This window comes from Paenibacillus ginsengarvi (assembly GCF_003626695.1).
GTDB classification, from domain to species: domain Bacteria; phylum Bacillota; class Bacilli; order Paenibacillales; family NBRC-103111; genus Paenibacillus_AB; species Paenibacillus_AB ginsengarvi.
Map to the genome: position 1 here is coordinate 55,590 of NZ_RBAH01000029.1, position 14,073 is coordinate 69,662.

General features: G+C 54.5%; 16 protein-coding genes and 1 pseudogene. 4 read left to right on the plus strand and 13 right to left on the minus strand.

What is annotated here, in order from left to right; translation table 11 throughout:
- Positions 1–49: 49 nt before the first annotated feature.
- The 5 genes from D7M11_RS29440 to bioB all read right to left on the minus strand — a co-directional run bounded on the left by D7M11_RS29440 (position 50) and on the right by bioB (position 3,816).
- Positions 50–718, minus strand: coding sequence for a bifunctional 2-keto-4-hydroxyglutarate aldolase/2-keto-3-deoxy-6-phosphogluconate aldolase (locus D7M11_RS29440; protein ID WP_120750855.1), 669 nt, complete (start codon positions 716–718; stop codon positions 50–52).
- Between the two features lie 106 nt (positions 719–824).
- Positions 825–1,076: a hypothetical protein gene (locus D7M11_RS29445; RefSeq protein ID WP_120750856.1), complete on the minus strand. Its 252-nt coding sequence runs from the start codon at positions 1,074–1,076 to the stop codon at positions 825–827.
- 103 nt (positions 1,077–1,179) lie between these two features.
- Positions 1,180–2,163 (minus strand): sugar kinase, encoded by a 984-nt coding sequence (locus D7M11_RS29450; RefSeq protein ID WP_120750857.1) that lies wholly within the window; start codon positions 2,161–2,163, stop codon positions 1,180–1,182.
- A gap of 120 nt (positions 2,164–2,283) precedes the next feature.
- The gene (locus D7M11_RS29455; RefSeq protein ID WP_158606893.1) at positions 2,284–2,706 is read right to left on the minus strand and encodes a PH domain-containing protein; all 423 of its coding nucleotides are present in this window, start codon (positions 2,704–2,706) and stop codon (positions 2,284–2,286) included.
- 111 nt (positions 2,707–2,817) lie between these two features.
- Positions 2,818–3,816: a biotin synthase BioB gene (gene bioB / locus D7M11_RS29460; RefSeq protein WP_120750859.1), complete on the minus strand. Its 999-nt coding sequence runs from the start codon at positions 3,814–3,816 to the stop codon at positions 2,818–2,820.
- A 253-nt stretch (positions 3,817–4,069) separates the two neighbouring features.
- Here bioB and D7M11_RS29465 point away from each other — a divergent pair, with 253 nt between their 5' ends.
- The 3 genes from D7M11_RS29465 (at position 4,070) to D7M11_RS29475 (ending at position 6,556) form a co-directional block, all read left to right on the plus strand.
- The gene (locus D7M11_RS29465; RefSeq protein ID WP_158606894.1) at positions 4,070–4,744 is read left to right on the plus strand and encodes a GOLPH3/VPS74 family protein; all 675 of its coding nucleotides are present in this window, start codon (positions 4,070–4,072) and stop codon (positions 4,742–4,744) included.
- 446 nt (positions 4,745–5,190) lie between these two features.
- Positions 5,191–5,778, plus strand: coding sequence for an RNA polymerase sigma factor (locus tag D7M11_RS29470; protein WP_120750861.1), 588 nt, complete (start codon positions 5,191–5,193; stop codon positions 5,776–5,778).
- Complete coding sequence (locus D7M11_RS29475; protein ID WP_120750862.1) at positions 5,753–6,556, plus strand: hypothetical protein; 804 nt, start codon at positions 5,753–5,755, stop codon at positions 6,554–6,556. The genes D7M11_RS29470 and D7M11_RS29475 overlap by 26 nt, the downstream gene beginning before the upstream one ends.
- Before the next feature lie 85 nt (positions 6,557–6,641).
- Here the strand turns inward: D7M11_RS29475 and D7M11_RS29480 are convergent, their stop codons facing one another.
- Entirely contained in the window at positions 6,642–7,502 is an 861-nt protein-coding gene (locus D7M11_RS29480; protein WP_120750863.1) for an inositol monophosphatase family protein, read from the minus strand.
- A gap of 174 nt (positions 7,503–7,676) precedes the next feature.
- Positions 7,677–8,483 (minus strand): sulfite exporter TauE/SafE family protein, encoded by an 807-nt coding sequence (locus tag D7M11_RS29485; protein WP_120750864.1) that lies wholly within the window; start codon positions 8,481–8,483, stop codon positions 7,677–7,679.
- A 109-nt stretch (positions 8,484–8,592) separates the two neighbouring features.
- Here D7M11_RS29485 and D7M11_RS37550 point away from each other — a divergent pair.
- Positions 8,593–8,730 (plus strand): annotated as a pseudogene (locus tag D7M11_RS37550) (WCX domain-containing protein); the annotation flags it as partial.
- 22 nt (positions 8,731–8,752) lie between these two features.
- Here D7M11_RS37550 and D7M11_RS29495 read toward each other — a convergent pair.
- From D7M11_RS29495 to fabI, 6 genes are all read right to left on the minus strand, one after another.
- Positions 8,753–9,559: a Cof-type HAD-IIB family hydrolase gene (locus D7M11_RS29495; protein WP_158606895.1), complete on the minus strand. Its 807-nt coding sequence runs from the start codon at positions 9,557–9,559 to the stop codon at positions 8,753–8,755.
- Positions 9,560–9,723: 164 nt separating this feature from the next.
- Positions 9,724–10,851, minus strand: coding sequence for an NADH:flavin oxidoreductase (locus tag D7M11_RS29500; protein ID WP_120750866.1), 1,128 nt, complete (start codon positions 10,849–10,851; stop codon positions 9,724–9,726).
- A gap of 222 nt (positions 10,852–11,073) precedes the next feature.
- Entirely contained in the window at positions 11,074–11,640 is a 567-nt protein-coding gene (locus D7M11_RS29505) for a dihydrofolate reductase family protein (protein ID WP_120750867.1), read from the minus strand.
- 238 nt (positions 11,641–11,878) lie between these two features.
- A complete protein-coding gene (locus D7M11_RS29510) occupies positions 11,879–12,505 on the minus strand; it encodes a GyrI-like domain-containing protein (protein WP_120750868.1) in 627 nt (208 codons plus the stop codon).
- Positions 12,506–12,635: 130 nt separating this feature from the next.
- Complete coding sequence (locus D7M11_RS29515; RefSeq protein ID WP_120750869.1) at positions 12,636–13,076, minus strand: SRPBCC family protein; 441 nt, start codon at positions 13,074–13,076, stop codon at positions 12,636–12,638.
- 154 nt (positions 13,077–13,230) lie between these two features.
- Positions 13,231–14,001: an enoyl-ACP reductase FabI gene (gene fabI, locus D7M11_RS29520; protein ID WP_120750870.1), complete on the minus strand. Its 771-nt coding sequence runs from the start codon at positions 13,999–14,001 to the stop codon at positions 13,231–13,233.
- Between the last annotated feature and the right edge of the window lie 72 nt (positions 14,002–14,073).

Sequence of the window (14,073 nt, forward strand, 5' to 3'; positions counted from 1 at the left end):
ACAAAAAGACCGGATGCGCCATAAGCGCCCGGTCCCTTCGCTTTTCGCCTTAATGCTTGCCTTTCGCCTTACGGTAAGCGGCCACATATTGCGCCGCTTTGTCCGCTACGAGCGCGTAGTTGCCTGTCTTAACCGCCTCGCTAGTCAGATCGGAGCCGATGCCGACGGCTACCGCTCCCGCCTCGATCCATTCGCCCAGATTCGCGAGCGATACGCCTCCCGTCGGCATAATGTTCGCCTGTGGCATCGGCCCTTTGATCGCCTTGATCATCGAAGGCGAATACAGATTGCCCGGGAACAGCTTGACGATGTCCACGCCCAACTCCAGTGCGGACTGGATTTCCTGAACCGTCATCACGCCCGGCATAACCGGCACCCGGTATCGGTTACACAGCACCACCGTTTGCGGATTGAGCGATGGTCCTACAACGAACTCCGCTCCGCTCAAAATCGCCGCTCTCGCCGTCTCCGGGTCGAGCACGGTGCCGACACCGATGATGGCGTAATCGTCGCTGCCCGGCTTCGCGCTCGAATACGTCCGCGCCAGCTCCTCGATCGCCCGGAGTGCGAACGGTACGGTCATCGTCACCTCGATCACTTTGATGCCGCCTGCGATTGCATGTTTCGCCATGCCGACGACTTCCTCCGGCGTCTCTCCGCGCAGTACAGCGACGACGCCCTCCTCCGCTATTTGCTGCACAAGCTTTATTTTTTTCATCGCGAGTCCACCCATTTCTGTCGATCCAGTTCGACTTCTGTTATGACGCTGATATGTCTGTGTTAGGCGTGACACCGTGCACCGCGCATGGGCGCCGCTTTCTGTTTCATGATCGTTTTGCCAATGCAGCTAAGCGAGAAGCATGTTTACGGATGCCGACGCCAAGCAGTACCATGGTGGCGGCTAGCAGCCAGTTTCCGATCCATACGGAATAAATCAGTCCCGCAAGCAGCGCTATTCCAATGACCATGAGAGCGTATTTGATTCCGAACTTTTTTCGTACAATAGTGAGCACCGCCACAAATGCGATCGCATAGAAAATCAGCAATCCGAATAGCGCTATTGTAGCAACGGCCATTGTGCAATTGCCTCCTTCCCTATGCAAAAGACCGGAAGGGCCCTGAGGCCTCCAGTCCTTTGCCGCCATAACGAATCGGTTCCAAAGATGTTGCGACCGCATGTTACCGTTCCACATGCTGCTCGTTGTTTAAGATTGCCCTTACCTGCGGCCACGTCGGCAGCCCTTCCCAATCGCCTTCGGCCTGCACGACCATCGAGCCGATCAAATTGCCGAGACGGACCGCCTCGACGTTCGACTCCCCGTTCAGCAGCCCGGCGATGAAGCCCGCGCAAAATCCGTCCCCGGCACCAACCGTATCGACAACGCGCTCCGCCTTGAAGTAGGGCACCTCGGCTATCGCGCCATTCTCGACCACATAAGTGCTGTCGCCTCCGCCCTTGACGATCGAGACGGCTTTCAGCCTATGAAGCCGCTCCGCAATCGCTTCGAAATCCTCCGTCTCGTACAGCAGCCTCAGCTCGTCCAGCCCGGGCAAAAAGTAGTCCGCTTCCTCGGCAAGCCCCAGCAGGAACGATCTGGCCTCGGCAGCCGACCACAGCTTCAGCCTGAGGTTCGGATCGAAGCACACTTTGACGCCGTTCTTCCTAGCGAGCCGCACCGCTTCCTTGACCGTCTCCCGGCAAGTTTCGCTGAGCGCTGGCGTAATCCCCGTCAGATGAAGCAGCTTCGCTCCGGCGATATACGCCTCGTCCAGCTGCTCCGGACGCATCGTGCTGGCCGCCGAAAAACGGCGGTAATAGTAAACGGACGATTTGCCGTTTACGACCTCGCGGATGATGAGCCCGGTCGGAGCCCCTGCGACCAGGCTGGCGCGGGACACGTCGACGCCTTCGCCGCGAATTTGCTTCAGCACATAACGGCCAAGCGGATCGTCGCCAAGCTGGCCGCACCAGCCGACCTTGTGACCGAGCCGGGCGAGCCCGATCGCGACATTGCTTTCCGCCCCCGCGAACGATTTCTCGAAGCCGGCCGAATATTCGATCCCTTTTGCTCCTGTCGGCATCATCAGTCCCATCGACTCGCCGAACGTCACCACATCAGGCGACGCAGCGGCAGGAATACTGCTCGTTTGCTCGTGCAACATGTTAGTTGAGCCCCCATATTCGCTTGACAACAGGAAAGTCGTCGTTATCGCCATACGTTACCTTTTCGTTTCATTCTAACAAGATCATCCGCCCAAATCAAACGAACGGCAAGCCCGCTCTCATTCGAAACGGGCTTGCGGGCAGCGGCTTTTCAGCTCTGCGAGAAACTTCTCCTCCTGCAGCGGAGAAAGATGAATGAAGTCATAACGGCCGTATGTCAGCTCCAGCCTTCGCGACGAAGTAGCTGCCGACGACATCCATGAACGGATGCGCCGCACCTTCGTAATGCCGTCCAGCGAGATCGTTTTGGCGAACGGGCCGGTCCGTACGATCAGCTCGGATTGGCGCAGCACGTAGCCGATCCCGATCCAGAGCCAGGCGATAAATCCGGCGCAAGCCAAGCAAAACAGACAGATGAGAGTACCCCCGATAAGTCCTGCACCTTCCACTGCTAACGGGGATAGGCCGGCTAACACTAATAGAAGCACACACGACCATATGACGGCCGACAGCCAGACGTCTCTTCGTGGCGCATATTTCATCGCCATCCTCCTCCCGCAAACATTTCAACTGCTTCCATTGCAAGATACGGCCGGGATGTCATCAAGCCGGAGGCCGCTCCGTTCTGCCGTTACAACCTTGCCGCTCGGCCGCTAGAGCGCGCAGCGTTCGATCTCGAACCCCAGATCCTCGATCATCCGATGGTCGGCGCTCGCCTCTTGCCCTTCCGTCGTCAAGTAATCGCCAACGAAAATCGAATTCGCCGCATACAGCCCGAACGGCTGAAGCGAGCGCAGATTGAGCTCTCGACCGCCGGAGATGCGAATTTCCTTTGTCGGACACAGGAAACGGAAAAGCGCCAATACTTTCAGACATTTGCGCGGGTTAAGCGTATAGCTGTGTTCCAGCGGCGTGCCGGGGATCGGGTTCAGAAAGTTGATCGGGATCGAGTCCGCGTCCAGCTCCCGAAGCGCATAAGCAATCTCGACGATTTCCGTATCCGATTCGCCCATCCCGACGATGCAGCCGGAACAGGGAGACATGCCTGCCGCTTTGGCTTTCTCCACCGTATGTACCCGGTCGTCATACGTGTGGGTGGATGTAATAGTAGCGAAATGGCCGGCGCTCGTATTCAGATTATGGTTGTAACGGTCGACTCCGGCTTCCTTCAGCCGCGCCGCCTGCTCGTCCGACAACAGCCCGAGGCAGGCGCACAACTTCATCGGCATCGTCGCCTTGATTTCCTTGACAGCCTCGACAACCTGATCCAGTTCCCGGTTCGTCGGCCCTCTGCCGCTAGCCACGATGCAGTACGTCCCCGCCTTCAGCTCCATCGCCTTGCGGGCGCCGTCCACAAGCACGTCTTTCTCCAGCAGCGGGTATTTGGCTATGCCCGCCTTAGACACGATCGACTGCGAGCAGTACCCGCAGTCCTCCGGACATAAGCCGCTTTTGGCGTTGATGATCAGATTCAGCTTCACTTTGCGGCCGAAGTACGTCTTCCGCACCTTGTAAGCTGCATGCAGCAGCGGGAGCAGCTCCCCGTCGTCCGCTCCAAGTACAGCGAGTCCTTCCCCCGTCGTCAGCCGTTCGCCGCGCAGCGCCTTCTCCGCATATACATCCCACTCGGAACGCAGTTCGATCACGTGCATCTCCTCCTTATTTCTCTACAAATGAATTGTCAACCAAAAATACGCAATGTCAGGTTGACAATAGAACTGGAGATGATTGTACACGATTTGACTCCTTCGGGCAAGATGTCCCGAAATTGCAGCTTTCAGCTCATCCAGAAATTGCCTTGGGGCGACTTTTCTTCTATAGTTAGGGTACGAATACTAACGTTTTTCGAACCGCGGCATCGCGGTGTTCGAAGCATGCCAACCCCCGCAGCCAGGAGGGATGCCGATGACCGAATTATCCTTATCCGAACAATATTTGCTGCTGGCCCTCGATGCCTCCGCGCATAAGTTCGGTTTGCCTGCCCGGCAGGTCATGCAAACGTTCGCCTGCGGCGCAGCCGTCGCCGAGCTGATGCTGCTTAAGCGGCTCCGTCTGCATGAGGACGGCCGGCTCGAAGTCGTGGATGCGACCCCCACCGGCTATGCCGGTACCGATCTGCTGCTCGCCGAGCTGACGGCCGGAGCGAGCGGGACGACCATTCGCAAATGGATACACAGCATCTACTCGCGCCGCCGCCTGCGCGACCTGTTATTCGAGGCGTCCCTGCGGCCTTTGCTCGAGGGGGATCTAATGAGCGCCGAGCAGCGGAAGCTGCTGTTCGTGTTCGCCTCCACCCGCTACACGCCCCATCCGGGAGCCATCGCCCGGATCGTTCAGCGCATTCGCGCCGAGCTGCTGGATCAGGGGACTGAAGCAGACGACAAAACCGCTCTGCTCGTCATGCTGCTCGATTCCTCCAAGCTGCTGAAAGCGTACTTTTTCGCAGACGAGCTGGATCGGCTCCGCGCCGGGCTGAAGCTGCTCCACGAGCGCAATCGCGACCGTTTCGGCGTTATCCGGCAAACCCGGCGCACGATCGACGAGATCCATGTCGTCATGGTGACTACCGCGTCCATGTAGGGGCGTGCCCGGCTTCGCAAAGCGGCGTGTCTTCGGTGCGCCGCTTTGCTTCTTTTGCCGGCTTCATGATCTTAGCGGAATTTAATTCCGTTAAGTCCGGACTTCAGTCGGAGTTCCGCCTATTAACGGAATAAAATTCCGCTATCGGCTTATAAAAGGCCGATTGGAGGCGAGAACCGCTTGTTTAGCGGAATTGCGTTCCGCTATCTGCGGGAAATAGTCGGGAAATATCGTGTTAGCGGAACTGCTTTCCGCTAACATATGGCAGGCTAAGGTCAACCGGCCTAACCGCAGCTTTTCGCATCGGGATGAGTCCCGAAACGGAAGCTTCAGCAGCACTCCGCCGCAAGATTACGTCTTGCGGCTATTTGTCGTGAACGGCCTGTCACATTCCAGCTCCCCCGATTGTATAAACAGTAGATTCCAAATCAGAGAGGAGGTGCGACGTGGACATTCAAGCGCTCATCGAACGGGTCCAGAACGGGGATACGGACTCCTTCGAGCCGATCATACGTCTTTACGAGCAAAGCCTGTTCCGGTACTGCTGCTTCTTGCTCGGCAACAAGCAGGAAGCCGAGGATGCGGTGCAGGACATCTTGTTCCAGGCGTACCGGCACATGCACAAGGTAGACAGCACGAAGCCGCTTCGACCTTGGCTGTACACAATTGCACAAAACCATTGCTACAACATGCTGAAAAAACGAAAAAGATGGCTCAGCTTGCTGCCGCTGTTCCGCTCCGGCGATCCCCCCGCCAAAAGTGCAGAGCAGGTTGCGGCGGAACGGTTTGACGGGGAATTCGGCGAGATCGCCCGCTGGATGCAAGGACTGTCGGCACAGGAGAAACACCTGCTAGTGTTAAGAGTAGTCGAGGAGTGTACGTTCGAAGAGATCGGCCGCATGATGAACGAAAAGCCGACCACGATCCGCAAACGGTTCGAAAGGCTGCGGCGCAAGCTAGTCCGGCAGCATCGGCACTTGTATGACGAGCAGAAGGAGGTTATCCGACATGAACAACAATACGAGCTTCGATAACATGGGGCGGGCGATGAAAAACGTCCGCTGGCCCGAAATCGACAGCGCCCCGCAGGTGATGGAGCGCATTCGGGCAGCCGCCGGGCGGCCGGAAAGCCGCGGCAGGCAGCGCAGGGTCGCTTACCGGAAACGGTTATGGATCGTGACGGCCGTCCTGCTTCTTTTTACCGCCGTTTCGGTCAGCGCCGCTGTCTCCATGTCGTTCTCCTGGAACGGCATCGACATTTCGACTTATCGGCCCGACGAACCTGTACCGGGCAGCTCCGCTGCCGGCGACAAACCGGAGAGCGACATCACGCGTATCGAAAGAGAGATGAAAGCCCGAAAGGAGTGGAAGTCGTTCACGCTCGAGGAGGCAGGCCACCTGTACAAGCTCCCCGTTTTAAGGCCCGGCTCCGTAAGCCCGGCTCCGTCGCGGACGTTCGGGATTACCCGGACAGGACCGTTCGAGAAGCCGCTGGCCGCCGACGAGCTGCATCTTGACGGCTTCTACGACTTCTACGAGCAAGGCGAGGAATGGATCGTCGTCGTTCAGAAGGAGGCGCAGCCCAAGGAGCCGACGAGCATGCAGATCTTTTATCCGGAAGACTGGGAAGTCGTCAAAGTGGATGAGCGCATCCTGAGCGCATCCTACGGAACAGACGCAAACCGGGGTATGGATGTATGGATGGTGGTCGATGAAACGAATGAGCGGATGCTGCATTTGAGCGGAAACGTGTCCAAGGAACGGCTCCGGAAGCTGGCCGAAGCGTATGTCGGGAAGCCGCTGACGCCTTAGCGGCTCTTCCGCTTCCATGCTCCCGCCGCCAAGAGCACCTAAAAAAGGCATTGCCGCCACCGTCATACGGTAAGCGGCAATGCTTCTATAATCCGGTCGCTCCGGCTCCGACCAGCGTATCGCGCAGCTCGTCATGAATCGCTCCGTTCGAAGCGAGGACATGGCGGACGGCGAGCTGGTACGGCTGTCCCGACGTATCGGTGACCCGGCCGCCGGCCTCGCTGACCAGCAGGGCGCCTGCCGCCAGATCCCAGCTGTTCAGCCCGATCTCCCAAAAACCGCTAAGCCGTCCGGCTGCCACATAAGCCATGTGGAGCGCCGCCGAGCCGGCGGTGCGAATATTTCTTACCTTCGGCGCAACCGCCTCTATGCCTTTGAGGTTCGTCGGCAGCGCAAACCGGCCGTCGGCCGGAAAACCGGTCGCCACGAGCGAGCTCGCCAACTTGTCCTCTTTGGATACGGACATCTTCTTGCCCTTCACGTACGCGCCCTTCCCCTTCTCCGCAACGAACAGCTCGTCTCGGTTCGGATCATAGACGACTCCCACGATCACTTCCCCGCGGTGCGCAAGCGCTATCGAAACGGAGAAAAACGGGAAGCCGTGAACGAAATTGGTCGTACCGTCGATCGGATCGACGATCCACAAATATTCTTCATCCTGCATCTCCCGAAGCGCCTTGGCGGAAGCTTCGGCGCCGGGAGCCACGCCCTCCTCGCCGAGTATCGAATGGTGCGGAAAGTGCGTCTTGATCAGATTGCGGATCATCGTCTCCGAGCCTTTATCCACCTCGGTAACCAAATCCTGCGCGCTGCTTTTCAGCGCCAGCGACGCGTGCGCCCCCAGCTTCAGCTTGATCCATTCCCCCGCTTTGGCGGCCGTGTTGATGGCGACGGCGGTGAAGCTTTTGCCGCTTACCGTGTATATCGTGTTTTCTTCATTCGTCACGTCTCTCACTCATTTCCTCGAAAGCTGGCTCTCTCAATACGAATTACGAGATTAGTATATTACATATACGCTTCGATTTCTTCGGAGTTTCACCCAAATCGGGTAGTCGCTTTCGACAAAAATGTGACAGGAAGGGCGGATGCGGCAAAGCCCTCTTCGCCCTGGAGAGACGAATCACCCCCAAATCATCTTCACCGCCAGCACTATAAGCGTAAGGCGCAGCACCCATAGCAGGGCGCCGCCGCTCATTTTACGGACGATGCGGGCCCCGAGCCAGCCGCCTACCCATGCCCCGGGAGCGAGCGCCAGAACGCTCGGCAGATCGACTTCCTGATGCAGGCCATGCGTAATGCTGCCGAGAATGGAGGACAGGAAAATGACGAACATCGAGGTCGCCGTCGCCACATGCGGAGGATAGCGGAACAGCAGCACCATGACGGGCACAAATAACGAGCCGCCGCCGATGCCGAACAAGCCGGAAATGAAACCGACGCCGAAGCCGACCGCAAGGGCCGCCGGAATATTGTAGCCGTATGTATGCTCATTCCCTCCGGCATCCGTAAACGTGCGGGTGATGCGCCATTCGATGGACGAGGGCTTCAGCTTGCTGCGAAGCATAAGAAGTATGGCCATAAACAGCATGAAAAAGCCGAAAGCCAGCTCGAACGGGCGCGGAGCGAAGCTGCCGGTTAGCGAAGCGCCGATCATGGCCGCCGGACCGCTCGTGATGAAGTACACCCACGCGCTGCGGAAATCAACCTTCTTCTCCTTCATAAACGTCAACGTCGACGAAAGCGCGGTAAAAATCAGGACCGTGAGCGAAGTGCCGACCGCCGTAGCCGTCGAAATATCCCGGTCGAGAAAAATCGGGGCGATGTACAGCAGTGCCGGCACGATAATAATGCCACCGCCAAGACCGACAACGCTGCCGAAAGTGGCAGATACGAGGCCGATGATCAGAAGCAGTACAAATCCCGTCAAAGCGGTCAAGCTCCCCTCGTGTCAGATTGGATTTCCATTTAATGTAGCAATCCGCAGCCGTTTCGTCAACTTGGGTGGTCCGCTCCAGACGGAGATGGCGGAGATGACGACGCAGTATGTTCCTCAAAACAGTATTGGATTTCAATTTTTAGCAAGTTTCGGTACAAATCTAGAAGTCATAGAGCCTAAATCATATGTTGAAGAATTTCGAAATCATTTACGAAAAATGTTAGATAAATATTCCTAAAACGACTCTGGTTGAGACTAGTTCACTCCTTATTCAATAGCACAAATTTCTCAAGTGCAACAGCAACACCATCGTTATCATTGGATTCCGTAATGTACTTTGCACAATCCTTAAGTTCCGTTATCCCATTCCCCATTGCAATGGGGAACCCGCACATATGAAAAAGTCCCAAATCGTTAAAGTCATCTCCGAATACCATTACATGCTCCGACTGTATACCAATCTCATCTAATACCGACTTTACGGCATTTTCTTTGGATGCCGATTTATGCATGATTTGAACCAGTATCCCTCCATCGGTAGCGATTACGTTAACCTGGTCACCGAATTTCCGGATCACATCTCTCCATGCGCTATAACCGGGAGCTAGTATTTTGGTCGGGGAGATGGAACGGATGAAATCGTAATCGACTACCTGCGGTTTAGGCTCATTCGAACGGGCACCGGACTGAGCACTTTCTGTATCGGGAACCGGGGTGCAAGTATACCATAAGTCGTTTACTTCATATAGGATTGTTGACTCAGGCTCATTCAGCCTAATGAATTCGTTAATCTGTTGGCTAACCTCTGTAGGGATACTAATGTGATGTTGAGTCTGCTTGGATTTGCATCTTACCAGCGCGCCATTGTAGAAAACTATGTAGTCCACAAAAGGAATAGACTTTATAAATGATTCAGCCGCTCTAGGGGGTCGTGCCGTGGCAACAATAATATGAATTCCCGAATCAAAACACCTTTTAACAGCACTATAATTTCGAGGAGATATGGATTTATCACTATCAAGTAAGGTTCCGTCCAAGTCTAGTACAATTGCCTGTATGGCTGCCACATACATTCCCCCATAGTTTAATTTTTCCAATTATACACAAACGACTGTGTACACGCTAGTACATTATTGAAAGATTTATAAATTCTGATAGAACAAAAAAACGGGCTCTCCCACTAACTCGGAGTGCCCGATCACATAGTCCAATACTTAGAATTACAGCAAAATCAAGATAGCGAACGCAGCGCTTCCGGGGTGAAAGGCTTCAGCTCGTCAATCCGGCCATCGCGGACCTTTGCCGCCCACGCCGAATCAACCAGCAGCGCACGGCCGACGGCAACCAGATCGAACTCTCGATCGTTAAGCTTGTCGATCAAGGTATCCACGTTCGCCGTACCTGCATGTTCCCCTCTAAACGAAGATAAAAACTCATTATCCAGACCTACGGAGCCAACAGTGATAGTAGGCTTGCCGGTTAATTTTTTGACCCAGCCTGCGAAATTCAGCTCGGAACCGGCGAACTCCGGTTCCCAGAAGCGGCGGGTCGAGCAGTGAAATACATCAACGCCCGCTTCTACAAGCGGCGCAAGGAATTGGGCCAGTTCATCCGGATTGGCTGCCAATTTCGCCTCGTAATCACTTGATTTCCATTGCGATATACGCAGCAGGATAGGGAAATCGGGTCCTACGGCGCGACGGCAAGCCGCAATAATTTCAGCCGCAAAACGGGTTCTTTTCACAAGGTCTCCGCCGTAGCTGTCGGTGCGTTGGTTCGTTTTCTCCCAGAAAAACTGATCGATCAAATAGCCGTGAGCACCATGAAGCTCAATCCCGTCAAAGCCGATCCGTTTGGCATCAGCCGCAGCTTGTGCATAAGCGGCAACAACGGCGTCAATCCTTTCCTGGCTCATCGGCTCATTGACTTTTTCCCCAGTTGCGAGGTCCAAACCTGAAGGTCCGATGGGCAGCTCCTCCGGGTTTGGAATGGCTCCTACCTTACGGTCTGTACCGATATGCCACAACTGCGGCATTATCAGCCCGCCGGCTTGATGTACTTCCTTGGCGACGTTAGCCCAGCCCTTCAGTGCTTCCTCTCCATGGAAATTGGGAATATTCGGATTATTGGTGGCAGCTGGATCGTTGATCAGAGTGCCCTCCGTAATAATAAGTCCTACACCGTTCTCGGCACGGCGACGGTAATAACCAGCCACATCAGGACCCGGCACTCCTCTGGGAGAGAAGGCTCTTGTCATTGGAGCCATGACGATCCGGTTCTTTATCTTCAAATTACCAAGCTTGAAGGACTCGAATAAAGATCCTAGCTTGGAGGCAGGTTGGATTTTATGATTATTCATTTTGGCATTACCTCCGTTATGAATTCTGGTTTCATCAGCCTCGCGTTTAAACTGTTATACATACGATAACAGTTATTGAATTTACTATACCATACTATTTGCAAAAGCACTACTTTTTACATACCGTTGACCCGTTACTTTAATGAAAAAAGGAGCAGTTGCCGTAGCGATCTGCTCCCTGTCTTATTCCCTATCGTATTCCGTTACGGAAACCTTGTACGGTTATTTCTCCAACTCGTAGCGGGTCGCGATAATGCCCGATTTGAACGTTCGGCTGGAGAGCAGGTTGAGCCTGATTTTCTCGCTGCCGTCGAATACCGATTTTCCGCCGCCCAGGACGACCGGACAAATGGTAAGCAGGAATTCGTCGATCAGGCCGAGCTTAAGCAGCGTCTTCGCCGCTCCCGGGCTGCCGAAGATAACGAGGTTTTTACCGGGCTGCTCCTTGAGTACCTTAATTTGCTCTGCGATATTGTCCTTGATCAGCATCGTATTGTTCCATTCCACCTTGTCCATCGTGCCGGAAATGACGATCTTCTTCACATCCTGCAGCCATTTGGCATGCTCCATTCTGTGCCCCGACGCATTCGGATTGTCCAGCACGGTGGGCCAGTAGTTCTCCATCATGCGATAAGTCGTGCGTCCGTAAACGGGAGCTCCGACTTCGGCTACGACCTCCTCAGCGTATTTCTCTAATTCCTCGTTGTACGGAATCCAATCGAGACCCCCGTTCGAATCCGACGCATACCCGTCGAGCGATACATGCATGAACAATACGAGTTTTCTCATGTCTATTTCTCCTCCGATTTCCTATTTATTTTATTGAATTATTTGGGCCATTGGCCTGCGTTCATCCTGCTGTTACGTTCATCATAAATCATAACGTTACGTAAGGTTCAAGTGGAAATCTGATTTTTTTGAAGACAACAATGTTGCGTAAAACAATAAAGAAGAGAGCAGTTGCCGCGGCGATCTGCTCCCTGTCTAATTCCCTATCGCATCCGTTAGAGCTTAATTCCTTGTGTCCCTAAATCTTAGGTTTTACATGGAACCTTAACACCGTTTTCAACTTGGACTGTTCAGTCTTGCGAGGATCAGACAAATATATTTCGCGATGAATTTTGCCTGAACGGATATAGCCCTGATCTGTACAGTATGTTTCCATTCGTGCGAAGCTTCCAGGTTCGTCATCGAAACTGCCAATATGCATCATTTGACAATTCAAACCATCTTCAACATATTCAAAGCGAACTTTGTCCAGGTATGGATTTGACTTTTTCCGCTTCGTCTGCTCCAAAAACCGTTCGAACCCCTTTTCTGTTAAAAAGTCAGGTTGACGTATCATGATGGTGTACTTAAAATTACTTTTGTCTGTTGAGGGCTTTGAGTAATCAATCAAGTCCCATACCCCCTCTAGAGGGAAAACCGTATAATCATAATATCCGGTGGGTATATCTTCACTTTTGTAGGACATTTTCACAGCATAACTCATACTGTACAAAGCCTCTGTTGCCTTGGCGAATTCCTCACCGTTAGGATCTCCAGAACCACAAACTGCAAAAAATGGCATCTTCGGCACATCCACAATTTCAGGATGAATTTTTGGCGTATAGAGCTGCTTAAAGTCTTTTTTATAATCTACCTTTTTATCCAAAGCCAACCTCTCCTTCTTCTTTAACCTACATTCTCACGTTCAGAAACAATATCAACGCTAAAGTCACGACTTGGCTGTCTGCCGACGCAGAAGACACCTTCATTCACGTCTGCCCTTTCGCACCGAAAGCCTACAACTGCCGATCGGCAGCGCACTCGGCCACTCGGGCTATCACTTCCTCCCAGCGTCGCTTCATCTCTTCCCGGGTGTTCGGCCCGTCCAAATGCTCCTGGTGAAAGCTGAGCGTCGTCCCGCCGCGGGCTGCGGGCAAAAAGCGAATTTGCAGTGTCGAGGGGCGCTCCCACCTGGCGAGCTGCCACGTCAGCCGCAGCTGCTCATAATGCTTGACGACCCTCATTTCGCCGCAGGCGCCATTTGCCGACTCGTACTTGTCTCCAGGATTCAGCTCGATCGCCTCCACGTCCCCAATCCAAAGCTTCAGCCCCTCCGGCGACAACAGGTACTCCCACGCTTGCTGCTGCGTCACGTCGATCGTGCGGCGCACGCCGATCTGGAAGCCGGCCGAGGCCGTTTTCCCAACCGGTTTCGGTGACGTTTCATTTCCTTTCATGATCCAAGCCCCCTTTAAGCCATGTTATTTATTTTCATTGTAAAGGATTTCCCTGACAAGGGCAGTCAGTGATACAGGTTTAACAAAAACAGTAAAGCCGCCCCGGTAACCCGTCAGGCGGCTCGCTTGCTTGCGTATGTATGAATGTAAGAGATCAAACCCCGATAATATGATAGCCGTTATCCACGTGGATCACTTCGCCCGTAATGCCGCGCGACAGATTGCTCATCAGGAACATGGCGGTGTCGCCGACTTCGGCGGTTTCGGTCGTGCGGCGCAGCGGCGCTTTCTCCTCCACCTGGCGCAAAATCGAGTTGAAGTCCTTAATGCCCTTAGCTGCCAGCGTACGAATCGGTCCGGCGGAGATGCCGTTGACGCGGATACCGAACTGGCCGAGATCGTTCGCCAAATAGCGGATGCTCGCCTCGAGGGCCGCTTTGGCGATGCCCATGACGTTGTAGTTCTTCATGGCCCGTTCGGCGCCGAGATACGTCATCGTCATGATGCTGCCGCCTTCGGTCATCAGCGGGTATACCCGCTTCGCCACAGCTGTCAGAGAGTAAGCGCTGATGTCATGCGCCAGCGCGAAGCCGTCACGCGACGTGTCAACGAACAGCCCTTCCAGCTCCTCGGTACGCGCGAAGGCGATGCTGTGCACGAAGCCGTGCAGAACGCCGAACTGCTCCTTAAGAGCTTCCGCCAGCGTATCAATCTCCGCATCCACGGTAACGTTGCAAGGAAGAATAAGCGAGCCGGGGATCGTCTCCGCCAGCTTGCGAACCCGTTCCTCCACGCGTTCGTTTTCGTACGTAAAGGCGAGACGCGCGCCTTGCGCGGCAAGCGACTGGGCGATGGCCCAGGCGATACTCCGGTCGTTGGCCACTCCCATGACCAATATATGTTTCCCTTCCAGCAGTTTACTCATCGCTAGCATTCCCCTCCAAGTGAGAATTGGCCAAACGGCTTGTCCGAGCCTGCTACCAACGTACCTTATTTT

What these genes read in the sequence shown, in the direction of transcription:
- D7M11_RS29440 (WP_120750855.1), bottom strand. Translation starts at nt 718, where the DNA reads ATGAAAAAAATAAAGCTTGTGCAGCAAATAGCGGAGGAGGGCGTCGTC.
- D7M11_RS29445 (WP_120750856.1), bottom strand. Translation starts at nt 1,076, where the DNA reads ATGGCCGTTGCTACAATAGCGCTATTCGGATTGCTGATTTTCTATGCG.
- D7M11_RS29450 (WP_120750857.1), bottom strand. Translation starts at nt 2,163, where the DNA reads ATGTTGCACGAGCAAACGAGCAGTATTCCTGCCGCTGCGTCGCCTGAT.
- D7M11_RS29455 (WP_158606893.1), bottom strand. Translation starts at nt 2,706, where the DNA reads ATGAAATATGCGCCACGAAGAGACGTCTGGCTGTCGGCCGTCATATGG.
- bioB (WP_120750859.1), bottom strand. Translation starts at nt 3,816, where the DNA reads ATGCACGTGATCGAACTGCGTTCCGAGTGGGATGTATATGCGGAGAAG.
- D7M11_RS29465 (WP_158606894.1), top strand. Translation starts at nt 4,070, where the DNA reads ATGACCGAATTATCCTTATCCGAACAATATTTGCTGCTGGCCCTCGAT.
- D7M11_RS29475 (WP_120750862.1), top strand. Translation starts at nt 5,753, where the DNA reads ATGAACAACAATACGAGCTTCGATAACATGGGGCGGGCGATGAAAAAC.
- D7M11_RS29500 (WP_120750866.1), bottom strand. Translation starts at nt 10,851, where the DNA reads ATGAATAATCATAAAATCCAACCTGCCTCCAAGCTAGGATCTTTATTC.
- D7M11_RS29505 (WP_120750867.1), bottom strand. Translation starts at nt 11,640, where the DNA reads ATGAGAAAACTCGTATTGTTCATGCATGTATCGCTCGACGGGTATGCG.
- D7M11_RS29515 (WP_120750869.1), bottom strand. Translation starts at nt 13,076, where the DNA reads ATGAAAGGAAATGAAACGTCACCGAAACCGGTTGGGAAAACGGCCTCG.
- fabI (WP_120750870.1), bottom strand. Translation starts at nt 14,001, where the DNA reads ATGAGTAAACTGCTGGAAGGGAAACATATATTGGTCATGGGAGTGGCC.